The sequence below is a fragment of the Streptomyces anatolicus genome (genome assembly GCF_019400875.1).
Taxonomy (GTDB): Bacteria; Actinomycetota; Actinomycetes; order Streptomycetales; family Streptomycetaceae; genus Streptomyces; species Streptomyces anatolicus.
Window position 1 is genome coordinate 1 of record NZ_WMBF01000124.1, and the last position, 15728, is coordinate 15728.

General features: G+C 72.0%; 9 protein-coding genes and 1 pseudogene. 3 read left to right on the forward strand and 7 right to left on the reverse strand.

Annotated elements, in window-relative coordinates; genetic code table 11:
- Positions 1 to 56: 56 nt before the first annotated feature.
- Genes hemG through GKQ77_RS14075 form a run of 6 tightly spaced genes read right to left on the reverse strand, consistent with a single transcriptional unit; the run spans position 57 to position 9372 of the window.
- Entirely contained in the window at positions 57 to 1535 is a 1479-nt protein-coding gene (gene hemG, locus GKQ77_RS14050; protein WP_219689057.1) for a protoporphyrinogen oxidase, read from the reverse strand.
- Positions 1532 to 2749, reverse strand: coding sequence for a TIGR04053 family radical SAM/SPASM domain-containing protein (locus tag GKQ77_RS14055; protein ID WP_308117660.1), 1218 nt, complete (start codon positions 2747 to 2749; stop codon positions 1532 to 1534). The genes hemG and GKQ77_RS14055 overlap by 4 nt, the downstream gene beginning before the upstream one ends.
- Positions 2746 to 3468, reverse strand: a complete 723-nt coding sequence (narI, locus tag GKQ77_RS14060) for a respiratory nitrate reductase subunit gamma (RefSeq protein WP_219689058.1) — start codon at positions 3466 to 3468, stop codon at positions 2746 to 2748. Before narI ends, GKQ77_RS14055 begins: the two co-directional genes overlap by 4 nt.
- Positions 3468 to 4127 carry a nitrate reductase molybdenum cofactor assembly chaperone gene (gene narJ, locus GKQ77_RS14065; protein WP_219689059.1) on the reverse strand — a complete coding sequence of 220 codons (660 nt, stop codon included), beginning with the start codon at positions 4125 to 4127 and terminating at the stop codon, positions 3468 to 3470. The genes narI and narJ overlap by 1 nt, the downstream gene beginning before the upstream one ends.
- Complete coding sequence (gene narH / locus GKQ77_RS14070) at positions 4124 to 5692, reverse strand: nitrate reductase subunit beta (RefSeq protein WP_219689060.1); 1569 nt, start codon at positions 5690 to 5692, stop codon at positions 4124 to 4126. The genes narJ and narH overlap by 4 nt, the downstream gene beginning before the upstream one ends.
- The gene (locus GKQ77_RS14075) at positions 5692 to 9372 is read right to left on the reverse strand and encodes a nitrate reductase subunit alpha (protein WP_219689061.1); all 3681 of its coding nucleotides are present in this window, start codon (positions 9370 to 9372) and stop codon (positions 5692 to 5694) included. The genes narH and GKQ77_RS14075 overlap by 1 nt, the downstream gene beginning before the upstream one ends.
- Before the next feature lie 179 nt (positions 9373 to 9551).
- On the opposite strand from GKQ77_RS14075, the gene GKQ77_RS14080 reads away from it, so the two are divergent.
- Positions 9552 to 10316, forward strand: coding sequence for a YwiC-like family protein (locus tag GKQ77_RS14080; RefSeq protein ID WP_219689062.1), 765 nt, complete (start codon positions 9552 to 9554; stop codon positions 10314 to 10316).
- A gap of 39 nt (positions 10317 to 10355) precedes the next feature.
- Here the strand turns inward: GKQ77_RS14080 and GKQ77_RS14085 are convergent, their stop codons facing one another.
- On the reverse strand, positions 10356 to 13109 hold the full coding sequence (locus GKQ77_RS14085; protein WP_219689063.1) for a lysylphosphatidylglycerol synthase domain-containing protein: 2754 nt from the start codon (positions 13107 to 13109) through the stop codon (positions 10356 to 10358).
- 173 nt (positions 13110 to 13282) lie between these two features.
- On the opposite strand from GKQ77_RS14085, the pseudogene GKQ77_RS14090 reads away from it, so the two are divergent.
- Both GKQ77_RS14090 and GKQ77_RS14095 read left to right on the forward strand, forming a co-directional pair.
- A pseudogene (locus GKQ77_RS14090) lies at positions 13283 to 13663 on the forward strand (MGMT family protein); the annotation flags it as partial.
- A gap of 458 nt (positions 13664 to 14121) precedes the next feature.
- Positions 14122 to 15728, forward strand: a 1607-nt coding sequence (locus tag GKQ77_RS14095; protein ID WP_219689064.1) for an ATP-dependent helicase, incomplete at its 3' end; no start/stop codon positions are given.

A 15728-nucleotide genomic window follows, 5' to 3' on the forward strand; every position in this document is an offset into this window, starting at 1 on the left:
GTTCAGGGTGTGCGGGGCCGGGGGTGCCGTTCGGGGGGCTTTGGGCCTGCGGGGGGTCAGCCCTCCGTGAGGCGGCGGGCCACCGCCGTGCCCGTCGCCACACAGGCGGCGACGCCCACACCGTCGTACGCGGCCCCGCACAGTTCGAGGCCGGGCAGCTTGCCGACGGCCTCGCGGACGCGGGCGACGCGGTCGGTGTGGCCGACGCCGTACTGCGGCAGGCCGCGCTCCCATCGGGTGACGCGCGCCGCGACGGGCTCACCGATGGGGCCCACGGCCTGGTGCAGCTCGGTCACCGAGGTGCGGACCAGGTGGCGGTCGGGGACGGCGAGCCGGTGCTCCTCGGCCACCCGTCCGATGGAAGTGCGCAGCAGGAAGAGGTCGGGGGCCGCCTCGGACTGCCACCGCCACTTGTTGCTGAGGAAGGTGGCCGCCTTCAGGGAGCGGCCGTCCACGGCGGGCACAAGGAAGCCGTTGCCCTCGGGGAGGGCACGCGCCCGCGACAGTGCCCGCGTACGCGGGAACGCCAGGGTCACCACGGCGGTGCTCGCGTGCTGGATCGCCCCGAGGTCGGCGTCGGCGAGCGGCGCGTGCGGGCGCAGCAGCTCGGCGGCCTCGTACGCGGGCACGGCGAGGACCACCGCGTCCGCCTCCAGGAGCAGCGGCCCGTCCCCGGTGACGGCGAGCACGCGCCACCGTCCCGCGGGGGTGCGCTCGAGCTCCCGCACGCGCGTACCGGTCAGGATCGGGGCGCCGCTCGCCTCGGCGACGGCGAGCGGCAGGCGTCCGGTACCGCCGCGCAGCCCCTGGACGGCGACGGTTTTCGCGGTGCCCGCGCGTGGGGCGGCACTTTCGCGAGGCTCCTCGTAGGGGGCCGCGCCTTTGCCGGCTGCCCCGCCCGGGGAGCCATTCGCTCCGGGCACTCCAGAGGTACGCATCCGGCGCAGCGCCTGAAGCAGCGGCTCCCCGCGCTCGGCGACCGCCGCCACGCGCGGCAGCGCGGCCCGCAGCGAGAGGCGGTCGGGGCGGCCCGCGTAGACGCCGCCGAGCAGGGGCTCCACGAGCCTGTCCACCGCCTCCTGACCGAGCCGCCCGCCGAGGTACTCGGCGACCGACACGTCCTCGGTCCACACCTCGGCGGGCAGCGTCTCCTCGTGGCGCAGCCGGGCCACCCCCTCGTCGGACAGCAGCCCGGTGCCCTCCAGCGCGGCGGGCTCGGCGGGGATGCCCATGACGTGGCCCGCGGGCAGGGCACGCAGCGCGCCGCCGGACCACAGGGTGGTGGGTGCGGGCGCCGGGTCGCACAGGCCGGCGCCGAGGCCCACGTCCTGGGCGAGCCGCACGGCCTCGGGGCGCAGCGCCATCAGCGACTCGGCGCCCTCGTCGACCGGGACGCCCGCGAGGGTGCCGGTGCGCAGCTTGCCGCCGATGCGGGGCGCGCACTCCAGGACGGTCACCTCGGCGTCGCCGCGCAGCCGCCAGGCGGCGGTCAGTCCGCTGATGCCACCGCCGACGACGATCACTGAACGCGTCATGCCGCGCTCCCTTCCGCGCGGGCCGCGTGGCGCGCTCCCGCGTCCGCGAGCAGCTCGCGCAGCTCGTCCTGGTACGGAAAGCTGCCGGGCTCGTACGCGCACCAGGGATCGGTGGCGAGAAGCCGCCCCGTGGCCCCGTACGCGCGCGAACGGGAGCCCCCGCACACGGCGTTGAACTCGCAGCGCCCGCACGCGCCCTCCAGCAGCGACGGGTCGCGCAGCGTCGTGAAGAGCGCGGTGCCCCGGTAGATGTCGGCGAGCGGATGGTGTCTCACGTTGCCCGCCGACAGGGGCAGGAAGCCGCTGGGGTGGACGTCGCCGGTGTGCGACACGAAGACGAAGCCGCGCCCCGAGCCCACGTCCATGGGCGGCCTGCGGGCCGCGCGCCGCTGCCCGTCGTGCAGGCCAAGGGCACGCGCGCGTGCCGTCAGACGCGCGTACAGGGGGCCGAGCTCCGGCTCCTCGCCGTGCCGCTCCAGGAGGGGCCGCTGGAGCGCCACCCGGCGGAAGTGGTGGCCCTCCGTGGTCTTGGTGGCCAGCGTCGCGCCGGTGTCGTACAGGAAGTGCAGTACGTCCTCTACCTCGTCGGCGCCGAGCGCGGAGAGCTCGCCGCCCCGGCCGGTCGGCACGAGCAGGAAGCCGCTCCACAGCATCGCGCCCTCGCGCCGCACCAGTGCCGCGATGTCCGCCAGGTCCTCCAGGCTGTGCCGGGTGACGGTGGTGTTGATCTGGACTTTCAGCCCCAGTTCGCGGGCCGTCCGCCAGCCGTCGAGCGTCCACTCGAAGACGCCGTCGACGCCCCGGAACGCGTCGTGGCGCGCGGCCGTGGATCCGTCGACGCTCAGCGAGAGGGCGACGGCGCCCGCGTCGCGTACGGCTGTCAGGTTCGTCCGGTCCAGGGTGGACGTCCCCGAGGGGGAGACGGCGATACGGAGCCCGAGCGCCGTCCCGTACGCGATCAGGTCGGTGAGGTCGGCCCGCTGGAACGGATCGCCGCCCGTGATGACGAAGAGCGGGGCGGGCTTCCCGAAGGCCGCGATCTGGTCCATGAGGCGGCGGGCGTCCGCGCCGTCCAGCTCGCGCGGGTCCCGGGCGGGCCGCGCCTCGGCCCGGCAGTGCGGGCAGGCCAGCGGGCACGCGCGCGTGGCCTCCCAGATGACGAGGAAGGGCCGCTCGGCGATGTCGTGCCGGGGGCGCCGCAGGACGCCGCTCACGACGCCCGCTCCCAGCCCCGCTTCGGCTCCCGGTTGGCGAGCTGCCGCGGGTCCCGGCGCCGATAGACGACGTAGGGCCTGAAGAGGTACTTGAAGGGGGCGCTGACGACGTGCGCGAGCCGGGAGAAGGGGATCAGCGCGAAGAGGGCGAAGCCGAAGGCGACGTGCAGCTTGAAGGCGAGCGGCGCCGCGCCCATCAGGCGGTAGTCGGGCTGGAGCGTGAACAGGCCGCGGAACCAGACGGAGACGCCCTCGCGGTAGTTGTAGTCGACCACTCCGGAGGAGTTGAGCGCGGTCGCGACCAGGCCGAGCAGCATCGCGCCGAGCAGGACCGCGTACATCACGTGGTCACTGCGGAGTGTGGCCTTTCGGACGGCGGGCACCCTCAGGCGCCGGTACACGAGGATGCCGATGCCCACTGCCGCCGCGAGGCCCGCGACGGCACCCGTGGAGACGGCAAGCAGGTGGTACGTGTGGTCGCTGACGCCCACCGCGTCGGTCCAGCTGTCGGGGACGAGCAGCCCGACCACGTGGCCGAGCACGACGAACGCCATTCCGAAGTGGAAGAGCGGTGAGCCGACGCGCAGCAGCCGTGACTCGTGCAGCTGCGAGGAGTGCGTGGTCAGACCGAACCGGTCGTAGCGGGCCCGCCAGATGAGGCCCGCGATCAGCAGGGTGGCGGCGACGTAGGGCATGACGCCCCACAGGAGGAGGTCCATTACGCCGGGGTCCTTTCCGGGACGGTGGGCCACGGGAGGTCGACGCCGGTGCCGGAGGGTTCGAGGCCAGTGCCGAAGGGTTCGAGGCCGGGTCCGAAGGGTTCGAGGCCGACGCTCTCCCGGGGCGGGCCGTTGCGGGCGAGCGCCTTCGCCTCGGCCCTTGTGGCGGGCGAGGGGCCGGGGAGCGTGGCGCAGACCGCTTCGAGCACGCGCGCGTAGGGCGTGCCGAAGTCGGTGACGGCCAGGCGCAGCAGTTCGAGTCCGGCGCGGTGCTCCTCCAGCAGGGCGGTGCCCGCCCTCTCTTCGCGTGCGGCGAACTCCAGGAGGGCCGGCAGGAAGTCGGGCAGCTCCTTTGAGGCGAACTCCAGGCCGTGCTCGCGGTAGGCCTCCTTGAGGCGCACCAGGGAGAGCCCGCGGTTGCGGGTGTCGCCGTCCGTCCACCAAGTGAGGTACAGGCAGCGCCGGTTACGGGTGTCGAAGACCTCCGTGTAGTGCGCGGCGAGGTCCAGGGGGCGTCGCACGCGCGCGTGGGCGATGAATTCCCGCAGGGCGGGCTGGTCCACGGCTTGGTGGAGCAGCTCCAGCTCCGCGTACAGCCGCTCGTCGGGGTACTGGAGCAGCCGGCCGGCGACGAGCCGGATGACGGCGTCGGTGTTCACGCGCTTCTCCGAGTGGGGGCGAGGTTGAGCAGCACGGGCTCTCCGGAGCTCTCGGGCGAGGCGACCGGGCAGCCGCCCTCGGTCACCTGGTGGGCGTCGTCGGCCACGGGGCAGCCCTCCTCCAGGGGATGCGTGCCGGCGAGGGCGTCCGCGTCGGCACGGGCGGCGGTCGGGATCACGTACCGGTCCTCGTACTTGGCGATCGCGAGGAGGCGGAACATGTCCTCCATCTCCTGGCCGGTCAGGCCGACGGCGGCGGCGATCGACTCGTCGCGCTCCTGGCCGAGGTTGACGCGCCGCATGTGGGCGCGCATGGCGGCCATGCGGCGCAGGACCGCGTCGACGGCGTAGGTGTCGCCCGCGGTGTGCAGTTCGGCGAGGTACTCCACCGGAATGCGCAGCGCGTCGATGGCGCCGAAGAGGTTGCCCGCGTCCTCGCCGTCCCGTCCGGCGGCGGCGACCGCCTCGACCACCGGGGAGAGCGGCGGCACGTACCAGACCATCGGCATGGTGCGGTACTCCGGATGCAGCGGCAGGGCGACCTGGTAGGTGCGGATCAGGTCGTACACGGGGGAGCGGCGGGCCGCGTCCAGCCACTCCTCGGTGATGCCGCACGCGCGGGCGGCGGCGGCGACCACCGGATCGTGCGGATCGAGGAAGCACTGCAACTGCGCCGGATAAAGGTCCTGTTCATCCTCCACCAGGGCGGCTTCGGTGACCTTGTCGGCGTCGTAGAGCATCACGCCCAGGTAGCGCATGCGCCCCACGCACGTCTCCGAACAGATCGTCGGCATACCGGCCTCCACGCGCGGGAAGCAGAACGTGCACTTCTCGGCCTTGCCGGTGGCGTGGTTGAAGTAGACCTTCTTGTAGGGGCACCCGGTGACGCACATCCGCCAGCCGCGGCACTGGTCCTGGTCGACCAGGACAATGCCGTCCTCCACGCGCTTGTACATCGCTCCGGAGGGGCACGACGACACACACGCGGGGTTGAGGCAGTGCTCGCAGATCCGCGGCAGGTAGAACATGAAGCTCTGCTCGAACTCGAAGCGGATCCTCTCGCCGACCTCGTCGCGGACCTTCTCCACCAGGGGGTCCTTGGGGGCGTGCTCCGGGGCGCCGCCGAGGTTGTCGTCCCAGTTGGGGCCCCACTCGATGGTGCCGATGGGCTCACCGGTGGTCTGCGAGACGGGCTTGGCGACCGGCATGTCGTCGCCCGCCGGGGCGTCGGTGAGGTTCTTGTACTCGTACGTCCAGGGCTGGTAGTAGTCCGAGAGCTCCGGGAGTTCGGGGTTGGCGAAGAGCCGGCCGAGCCGCCTGAGGCGCCCTCCCGCCCTCAGCCGCAGCCGCCCGGACCTTGTCCGCTCCCAGCCGCCCCGCCACCGCTCCTGGTCCTCCCAGCGGCGCGGATAGCCCTGTCCGGGGAGCGTCTCGACGTTGTTGAACCAGACGTACTCGGTGCCCTTGCGGTTGGTCCACGCCTGCTTGCAGGCGACCGAACAGGTGTGGCAGCCGATGCACTTGTCGAGGTTCATGACCATCGCCACCTGTGCCATGACGCGCATCAGTACTGAACCTCCTGGCCGCGGCGCCGGATGACCGTCACCTCGTCGCGCTGGTTGCCGGTCGGCCCCAGGTAGTTGAAGGCCCACGTCAACTGGGCGTAGCCGCCCACCAGATGCGTGGGCTTGAGCATGATCCGGGTGAGGGAGTTGTGGATCCCGCCGCGGCGGCCGGTCCTCTCGGTCTTCGGGACACCGACGGTCCGCTCCTGGGCGTGGTTCATGTAGACCGTCCCCGGGGGCATCTTGTGGGAGACGATCGCGCGGGCCGTGACGACGCCGTTGCGGTTGACGGCCTCGATCCACTCGTTGTCGCGCACACCGATGGCCTCGGCGTCCTGGGGGGACATCCACACGGTCTGCCCGCCGCGGCCGAGCGTCATCATGTAGAGGTTGTCCTGGTACTGGGAGTGAATCGCCCACTTGTTGTGCGGCGTCAAGAAGCGCACCGCCACCTCCTTGCCGTCGGTTCGGGAACCCAACTGGGGCTCTCCGTAGAGGCGGTGCATGTTCAGCGGAGGCTTATAGACGGGCAGTGCCTCGCCGACCTCGTGGATCCAGTCGTGGTCGAGGAAGAAGTGCTGGCGCCCGGTGAGGGTGTGCCACGGCTTCAGGTGTTCGGTGTTGACGGTGAACGCGGTGTAGCGGCGCCCTCCGGACTCGCTGCCGGACCATTCGGGGCTCGTGATGACAGGGACCGGCCGTGCCTGGGTGTCCGCGAAGCTGATCCGCTTGCCCTCGGCCTCGGCGGCCAGGTGCGCCATCTCCGTGCCGACCCGCTTCTCCAGCGTCTCGAAGCCCTGGGTGGCCAGCCGGCCGTTGGAGGTCCCGGAGAGCGACAGGATCGCCTCACAGGCCCGCTGGGCGGTGTCCAGGCGCGGCCTGCCGTCGGCGACGCCGCCGCGGACCGTGCCGTTCTTCTCCTTCAGGTACGCGATCTCCTCACCGACGTCATAGGTGACCGCCTTCGTGGTGACCCCGAGCCGGTCGACCAGCGGGCCGAGCGCGGCGAACTTCTCCCCGACCGCTCCGTAGTCACGCTCCACGACGGCGAGGTTGTACATGGTGCGCCCCGGCACGGGCTCGCACTCGCCCTTCGACCAGTCGAGCGCGACACCACCGGGCTGGGCCATCTCGCCGCCGGGAGTGTCGTGCTGGAGGGCCGTGGCGACCAGATCACGGCGTACGCCAAGGTGCTCACCCGCCAGCTCGCCGAATCGCCGGGCGATCGCGAGGAACGCGTCGTAGTCGCTCCTGGCCTGCCAGGGCGGGTCCACGGCCGGGGTGAAGGCGTGCAGGAAGGGATGCATGTCGGTGGAGGACAGATCGTGCTTCTCGTACCAGGTGGCGGCCGGCAGCACGACATCGGAGAGCAGTGTCGTGGACGTCATCCGGAAGTCGAGGCAGAGCAGCAGATCGAGCTTGCCCTCGACGTCCCGGGGATGCCACTTCACATCGCGCGGCGCGCAACGCGGCCCGTCGTCGGGGAGGTTGGAGTGCGTGCCGAGCAGATGCTTGAGGAAGTACTCGTTGCCCTTGGACGACGAGCCGAGCAGGTTGGCCCGCCATACGTTGAGCACGCGCGGCCAGTTGCCGGGCGCGTCGGGATCCTCGCCCGCGAAGCCCAGCGTGCCGTCCTTGAGCCCTCGCACGGCGCTCGCGACGGGATCCTCGGCCGCGCCCAGCTCCAAGGGGTTGCGGTCGAAGGTCGGGTACGAGGGCATCCACCCCATGCGTGCCGAGGCGGCCAGGCAGTCGGCGCCCGTCATCCCCTCGAAGCGCCCGTCCCCCAGAGGGGAGGCAAGGGCCTCGGCGGGCAGCGTGTCGTAACGCCACTGGTCGGTGTGGAGGTAGAACCAGCCCGCGCCGATCATGTGCCGGGGCGGGCGCCCCCAGTCGGACGCGCTCGCGAGCGTCGCCCAGCCGGTCACCGGCCGGCACTTCTCCTGCCCTACGTAGTGGCCCCATCCGCCGCCGTTGCGCCCCTGGCAGCCGGTGAGCGTGAGCAGCGCCAGGAAGGCGCGGTAGATCGTCTCCGAGTGGAACCAGTGGTTGGTGCCCGCCCCCATGAGGATCATGCAGCGGCCCCCGGAGGCCTCGGCGGTCTCGGCGAACTCGCGCGCCACGCGCGTGGCCTGTGCGGCGGGCACGGAGGTGAGGGTCTCCTGCCAGGCCGGAGTGCCGGGTTGGGAGGCGTCCTCGTAGGAGGCGGGCCACTCGCCGGGCAGCCCCGCGCGCGGGACGCCGTACTGGGCGAGCATCAGGTCGAAGACGGTGGTGACGAGGCGGCCGCCGACGCGGCGGACCGGGACTCCACGGCGTACGACACCGTTGTCGTCGTCCTCGAAGCGGGGCAGGACGATCTCGGCGGTGGTTTCCAGGTCCCCGGTGGTTTTGGAGGCCTCTGAGGTCTCGCCCAGGAGCGTGAGCCGGGGCACGGTGTCGCCGAGGTGGAGGTTCCACTCGGGGGTCTCCGTAGTGGCCCACCGGTGGCCGAGCGTGCCGTTGGGGACGGTCGGCTCGCCCGTCGCGTCGTCGATCAGGACGGTCTTCCACCGGGCGTTTTCCGTGTCTTCCCCCAGGTCGGCCGCCGTGAGGAACTTGTGCGGCACGAGGCCCTTCTCCGTCTCGTCCAGGGTGACGAGAAACGGCAGATCCGTGTAACGGCGTACGTAATCCTCGAAGAACGGAGTCCGCCGTTCGACGAAGAATTCACGGAGGATGACATGCCCCATCGCGAGAGCGAGCGCGCCGTCCGTGCCGGGGTGCGGATGCATCCACTCATCGGCGAACTTCGTGTTGTCCGCGAAATCCGGTGAGACGGTGACGACTTTCTGCCCCCGATAACGGGCCTCCGTCATCCAGTGCGCGTCCGGCGTCCGCGTCACCGGCACATTCGAACCCCACATCATCAAATACGCGGCACCCCACCAGTCACCCGATTCCGGTACGTCGGTCTGGTCGCCGAAAACCTGCGGCGAGGCCACCGGAAGATCCGCGTACCAGTCGTAGAACGACAGCATCGGGGCGCCGATGAGGGAATGGAAACGGGCACCCGCCGCATGCGACGCCATCGACATCGCGGGAATGGGGGAGAAACCCGCGACGCGGTCGGGACCGTACTCCTTGATCGTGTGGACATGCGCGGCCGCCACGATCTCGACGGCCTCCTCCCAGCCCGCCCGCACCAGGCCGCCCTTGCCGCGCGCTTGTTGGTACCTGCGGCGGCGCTCCGGGTCGGCCTGGATGTCGGCCCACGCCGCCACCGGGTCCCGCAGGCGGGCCTTCGCCTCCCGGTACATCTCCAGGAGGGCGCCGCGCACATGCGGATGACGGACGCGCGTGGGCGAATACGTGTACCAGGAGAAAGACGCTCCGCGCGGGCAGCCGCGAGGCTCGTATTCGGGGCGGTCGGGCCCGACGGACGGATAGTCCGTGGCCTGCGTCTCCCAGGTGATGATGCCGTCCTTGACATACACCTTCCAGCGGCACGAGCCCGTGCAATTCACGCCGTGCGTCGAATACACGACCTTGTCGTGGCTCCACCTGTCGCGGTAGAAGGACTCGCCCTCCCGGCCTCCGGTGTGCTGCACCCGGTGCAGATCATCCGAGATCTCCGCGGTGCGGGTGAAGAAACTCCCGGCCTTGACGAGCGTCTCGGCGACGTCTTTTCTCTTCTGCACGTCACATCTCCCGGCCGTCCCGAAGAAAAGGTGCACAGCGTGTGCTGCCTGCAACGACACTAAGCCCGGGGCAGGTTGGGAACGCGGGGACTTAGGTCCCCTCAGGGCATGACCTCCTGCCGCAATTGTCCCGGCCGCTTACTGGAATTGTCCCGGCGGCTTACTGGGAAGCTGGGCGCATGGGCGAGAAAAGGCGGGGATCACTCCGTACATGGCTGCCGAACCAGCACGGGGCGTGGGCGATGCTCGCCGTGCCCTTCGCCGCGGGCGTCTTCCTGGGCGGGCCGGCCGCAGGGCCTCGCTGGGCCCATCTGCCGCTGTTCGCCGCGTGGTTGGCGGGGTACGTCGCGGCCTTCCACGCCCAGCAGTGGCTCCGCCTGCGCCGCCTCTCCCGCAACCCGAGGGCCCCACGCCGCCATGTGCGCCCCGCGCTGGCCTCGGCGGCGCTCTGCGCGGTCTGCGGGGTGCCGCTGCTGTTCCCGTACCCCTGGCTGCTCCTCGTGGCCCTCTGCGCTGCGCCCTTCGTGGCCGTCAACACGTACTACGCCCGGCGCAACAGGGAGCGGGCCCTGCTCAACGGCCTGGCGGCGGTGGTCCCGGCCTGCGGCATGCTCCTCGTCACGCTGCGCGTGGGCGGCGGCGCCCTCGCCGACGGGTGGCGCCCCGCCCTCGCCTGCCTGCTGTCCTTCGCGGGAACGGTGCCGTATGTGAAGACGATGATCCGCGAGCGCGGCTCACGGACGTACTACCGGGCGTCGGTGACCTACCACGCACTCGCCGTCCCGGCGGCGTACGCGCTCAGCCCCTGGCTCGCGCCCCTCTTCGCCGCCTACCTCGCCCGCGCGGCACTGCTGCCGGGCACAGGCGTGAGGGTGTCGGTGGTGGGCGCCACGGAGGTGGCGGGGGCCGCGTTGCTCCTGGCGGTACTGGTCCTGCTCTTCTGACGCCGACGGCCGCCACGGACGTTACGCGAGGCGCGTGCGCTAAAGGAGGCCCTTCCTTGTGAGGTGGTTGAAGAACAGCCACCCCGGAAGCACCGGAAGCCACAGCGTCAGAAGCCGGTAGAGCAGCACCGCGGGCGCCGCCACGTCCTTGGGGACGCCGACCGCGATCAGACCGACGGTCAGCGTCGCCTCCACCGCGCCCACACCGCCGGGCGTCGGCGCCGCCGACCCCAGGGCGTTGCCCGCGAGGAAGACCACCGCGACGCTCGCGAGGCTCAGCGAGGTCATCTCCTCATTGCCGAAGGCCCGCACCGACGCGTCGAGACAGAGTACGAACATGAGGGTCAGCAGCAGCATCCCGCCGATGCCGGTGAGCAGCTTCTGCGGCCGCTGGAGCACATCCAGCATGCGCGGCACGACCCCCGCGAAAAGCGACCGCACGCGCGTGACGACGAATTTCCGCAGGAACGGGATGGCCGTCACCACCAGGACGAGCACCGCGACCGACAGCAGACCGGCGATGACCGTGCGGGACGGCGTGAACGAGGGCGTCTTCTCCGTGCCCGTCAGATAGCCGAAGACGAGCAGCAGCAAGATGTGCGAACCGAGGCCGAAGAGTTGCGAGGCCCCGACACTCGCCACCGCGAGCCCCGACCGCACCCCGGAGCGCTGCAGGAACCGGGTGTTGAGCGCGACACCGCCCACCGCGGCGGGCGCCACGATCTTCACGAACGACCCGGCGACCTGCGCCGCCACCGTCCGCAGGAACGGCACCCGCTCCGGTACGAAGCCCAGCAGGCTCATCGCCGCGGCGAAGTAGCTCAGCGCGGAGAACCCGACGGCGGCGGCCACCCAGCCCCACTCGGCCTCCTGGAAGAGCTTGCCGAACTCGACGTGGGTGAGCTGCGACAGCAGGAAGTACGCACCGATGGCACCGGCGATGAAACTGATCAGCGTGCGGGGTCTGATCCGCTCGAGCTGCGCCGGCTCGGCCGGTGCCGTCGGGCGGATGAGCAGCACCTGATGGCGGATCTGAGTGAGCAGATCCTCCTCGCGGGCCTGCTCCAGAGCCTCGTCTATGGCCTGCTTCTCGGCCTGCCGCTCCTGCTTCTCGACCTGCTTCTCCTGCTTCTGCGCCTGCTTGTCCGTACGCGCGCTCTCGGGCGCCTCGTCGGACGCGTCCGCGCGCGCGGCCTGCCGGGACCTGCGGGAGGCGTCCAGGACCGCCTCACGCTCGCGCTGGGACCGCTCGCGGGCCAGCTTGCGCAGCGTGCCGCGGGTGGAGCGGGTGAGGGCGATCGGCTGGAGCATCGGCAGACAGTCGGCCACCGCGTCCGGGCCGAGGACCTCCACGGCGGACGCGACCGCGCGCTCGGCGCCCACGCGCAGGCCGAGGGTGGTCAGGAGCTGGGCGATGTCCATCCGCAGCACCAGGTCGCCCGCGGCGATCTCGCCGCCGCGCAGATCCGTCAGGATCACCGTGCCGGAACGATCCACCAGGACCGCGTCCCCGGCGAGCCTGCGGTGCGCGATCCGCCGGGACTGCAGGGCCCGCACCTGCCGCCAGGTGTCGCACAGCAGCTCGTCGGTGACCTCCTCGTCCGGCAGGGAGTCCAGGGAGCGGCCACCGGTGTGCTCGTAGACGAGCATCACCGCGTCGGGGCCGAGCTCGGAGGTGGCGATCAGCTTCGGCGCGTTGGCACCGGCCGCGATCGCCGCGTACGCGAGCAGCGCCTCCTGCTCCAGGGCCTGGCGCAGCGACTGCAGACTGCGCCGCTGGGTGATGCCGCGCAGCGTGAGCCTGCGCCAGACGCGGTAGAAGAAACCCTGAGCCTGCTGCTCACGGTCGATGACCGTGACGTCCAGGGGCGGGCCGTCCTCCAGGGTGACGAAGTAGCGGCGGCCCCGGTCGACGTGCTCGCTGTCCGGGGCCTCCTCACGAGCGGCGCTCACCGGACGGAAACCGACGTGCCGCAGGCCCGCCAGGAGCGTCTGCCCGGTGGGCCGTACGTTCGGCGAGCCGACCGCGTAGAGCGTTCCGTACGCCACGGTCCAGCCGATGAGCACCGTCAGGAGGATCGAGAACGGCGTCGTGTAGCCGGTGACCAGCATCGTGAACGCGTCGAGCAGCAGCACCACGAAGAGCACCAGGCGCCAGCGCGGCCGGCGCGACATGCCGACGGCCGTCATGTACGCGATGACGGGCGCCAGGTAGCCGTGCACCGGATCCGTGAACGCGTGCAGGTCCGCGGGGGACGGCTTGGTGAGCGCGTCCTGGATGGAGTCCGGGGCCGCCTTGGCGACCCAGAGGTCGGTGGCCAGCGTCACGCCGTGCGCGAGGACGGCCGCCAGGACGCCGTCGGCGATGCGCAGACCGTCCCGCTTGATCAGCCGTTCGATCGCGAACGCGACGGGGACGAGCAGCACCCCGATGCTGGCGACGAGACCCGCCACCTTGATCAGCAGGTCGGGCGCCTGCTCCGTGCCCTTGTCGATGTCCTGTTCGAGCCCGGACGTCGTGCCGTGCGCGAACGCGGCGATCGCGAGGAGCACCACGATCGCCAGGATGCCGACGAGCAGCCGCATCAGGTCGGAAGGGCGGTGCACGCGCGCGGAGAGGAGCGGTTCGTCGCGCTCCACGCGGTCGGCATGCGCTCCGCTGTCGGCGCCGTCGTCGTCGGTCTTCAGGGCGGGCTCAACGGTGTCCGGGCGTGACTCGGACGCAGAGGTGCCCGCCTTCTTGTCGGGATGCACGCCCTGCTGCTCCGTGGTCTCTTCTTGATCTCGTATCACCAGTCACCGCCCGCACGATGGTGGCATGCCGGGCCGCTACAGGGAGGCATCAGGGGGCAACACAAGGACGCGAAGTGGTCACGAAACGACACTTCGCGCCCTGTCGGCCGCGTGGCGGGACGCTCTGCGGCAGGCCGCTCGCAGTGTCGGCCGGGTGCGGCAGGATGGTCCGGATGAGCGAGCAGAGACGAGAGCGACAGATGCCGCCCGACGATGCGGAGCAGGCCCTTCCGGAGTATGCGGAACGGGTCCTCGAGGTCGCGGAGCTGATCCCTCCGGGACGCGTGATGACGTACGGAGACGTCGCCGAGTGGCTTGAGGAGGGCGGCCCGCGCCAGGTGGGGCGGGTGATGGGCCTCTACGGAGGGGGTGTCCCGTGGTGGCGTGTCGTGCGCTCGGACGGCGCCCTGCTGCCGGGCCACGAACTGCGCGCCCTGGAGCGCTACCGCGAGGAGGGCACCCCCTTGCGGCAGGCCTCGCGCGCCGCCCAGGGGCACGTGCCGAAGCTCGACATGCGGCGAGCACGGTGGGACGGCTCCGAGGTGAGCGACGGGCGTGCCCTGAGTGAGGGACGTGATGTGCGCGACATGCGGGACGTACGTGACATGCGTGATCTGCGCGACATGGCGGGGGCGATGGAGGTGCTGTCGGCCCGGCCCGTGCGCGCGAGGAGCGCGCCGGGAGCCGAGGACGACCTGGAGGACGCCGGCCGCTCCGGGGGCGGCGGCGCGCAGGGCGACGCCGCGGGTGACGCTCGCCCGCAGGCTCCGGAGGCTCACACCTGACAGCTTCCGCCATCCGCGGACGCGGCGGGGGGCCGGTGGCCCGTACGGGGGAAGCCATCGCACCGGTGGCCGGTACGGGCCAAGCAACCGCACCGGTGACCCGTACGGGGGAAGCCACGCGTCCTCCGCGTCCACTGGCGTAGCGTCGACAGCGCGCGTCCCCGTCACCACGCGGCCCCCGCGCGGCCACTCCTCGACCAGCACACCCACCAGGACCGGCGACCCACGTGAGTTCCCCCTCTTCCGCTCGGCACCTCCGGCACCTGTCGCACCACCAGGTGCGACAGGGGACCCCGGGTGCCTACCGACTGGTGCGTACGCCACCGGCTCCGTTGGAGCCCCCTCGCTTGGACGCAGGTCAGCGCGGTGTGGTTGACCACAAGGACGGACCGCTGCTCGTCCTCGCGGGCCCCGGCACCGGCAAGACCACCACCCTCGTGGAGGCCGTCGCCGCACGCGTCGCCCGCGGCGCGGACCCCGCCCGGCTGCTGGTCCTCACCTTCAGCCGCAAGGCCGCGGTCGAACTGCGCGACCGCATGGCGCTGCGCATAGGGGCCGCGCGCGCCCCGCAGGCCACGACGTTCCACTCCTTCTGCTACGCCCTCGTGCGGGCCCACCAGGACACCGACCTGTTCGTCGAACCGCTGCGGCTCCTCTCGGGTCCCGAACAGGACGTGGCCGTACGTGAACTGCTGGCGGGCCAGATCGACCTCGCGCAAGAAGGCCGCGGGCACGTCCGCTGGCCGGACGAACTGCGCGCCTGCCTCACCACCCGGGGCTTCGCCGACGAGGTGCGCGCGGTCCTCGCCCGCAGCCGCGAGCTGGGCCTCGGCCCCGCCGCCCTCGACGACTTCGCCCGCCGCAGCGGACGCCCCGACTGGAGGGCGGCCGCGGCGTTCCTCGCCGAGTACCTGGACGTACTCGACCTCCAAGGAGTGCTCGACTACGCGGAACTGGTGCACCGCGCGGTACTGCTCGCGCGCCGCCCCGAGGTCGCGCGGGCGCTGGGCGCGCAGTATGACGCCGTCTTCGTGGACGAGTACCAGGACACCGACCCCGCGCAGGTGCGGCTGCTGCACGCGCTCTCCGGAGGCGGCCGGACACTCCTCGCCTTCGGAGACCCCGACCAGTCGATCTACACCTTCCGGGGCGCCGACGTGAACGGCATCCTGGAATTCCCCCACGACTTCCCGCGCGCGGACGGCACCCCGGCGCCGGTCGAGGTCCTGACGACGTCCCGCAGGTCGGGCGCGCAGCTGCTCGCGGCCACCCGCCTGCTCACCCGCCGCATGCCGCTGACCAGGCTGCCCGCGGAGAAGGTGCGGGCCCACCGGGAGCTGACGCCGGTCAGGGACGGCGGCCGCGTCGAGGTGTACACCTACCCGACGGCCGGCACGGAACTGGACAACATCGCGGACATCCTGCGCCGCGCACACCTGGAGGACGGCGTCCCCTGGGGCGACATGGCGGTCCTGGTCCGCGCCGGCGCCCGCTCCATCCCCGCGGTCCGCCGCAGCCTCGGCGCGGCGGGCGTCCCCCTGGAGGTGGACGGCGACGACATCGCCCTGCGCCATGAGCCCGCGGTGACGCCCCTGCTGACGGCGCTGCGGGTCGTGGCGACGGCGGTGATCGCGGATACATCGCCCGACATGGAAGCGGCGGGAGACGTGGACGCGGACCCTGAAGCCGCCACGGACCCTGAAGCGGCAGGGGACCCTGAAGCGGCGGAGGACGCGGAGGCTGCCCCAGAAGCGGCCACGGACGCGGACGCCGAGGCACAGACCGGCACCGAAGCCGCCACGGACGCGCCCCCCGCCACCGCCCCCTCCTGGCT

What these genes read in the sequence shown, in the direction of transcription:
- hemG (WP_219689057.1), bottom strand. Translation starts at nt 1,535, where the DNA reads ATGACGCGTTCAGTGATCGTCGTCGGCGGTGGCATCAGCGGACTGACC.
- narI (WP_219689058.1), bottom strand. Translation starts at nt 3,468, where the DNA reads ATGGACCTCCTCCTGTGGGGCGTCATGCCCTACGTCGCCGCCACCCTG.
- narH (WP_219689060.1), bottom strand. Translation starts at nt 5,692, where the DNA reads ATGCGCGTCATGGCACAGGTGGCGATGGTCATGAACCTCGACAAGTGC.
- GKQ77_RS14080 (WP_219689062.1), top strand. Translation starts at nt 9,552, where the DNA reads ATGGGCGAGAAAAGGCGGGGATCACTCCGTACATGGCTGCCGAACCAG.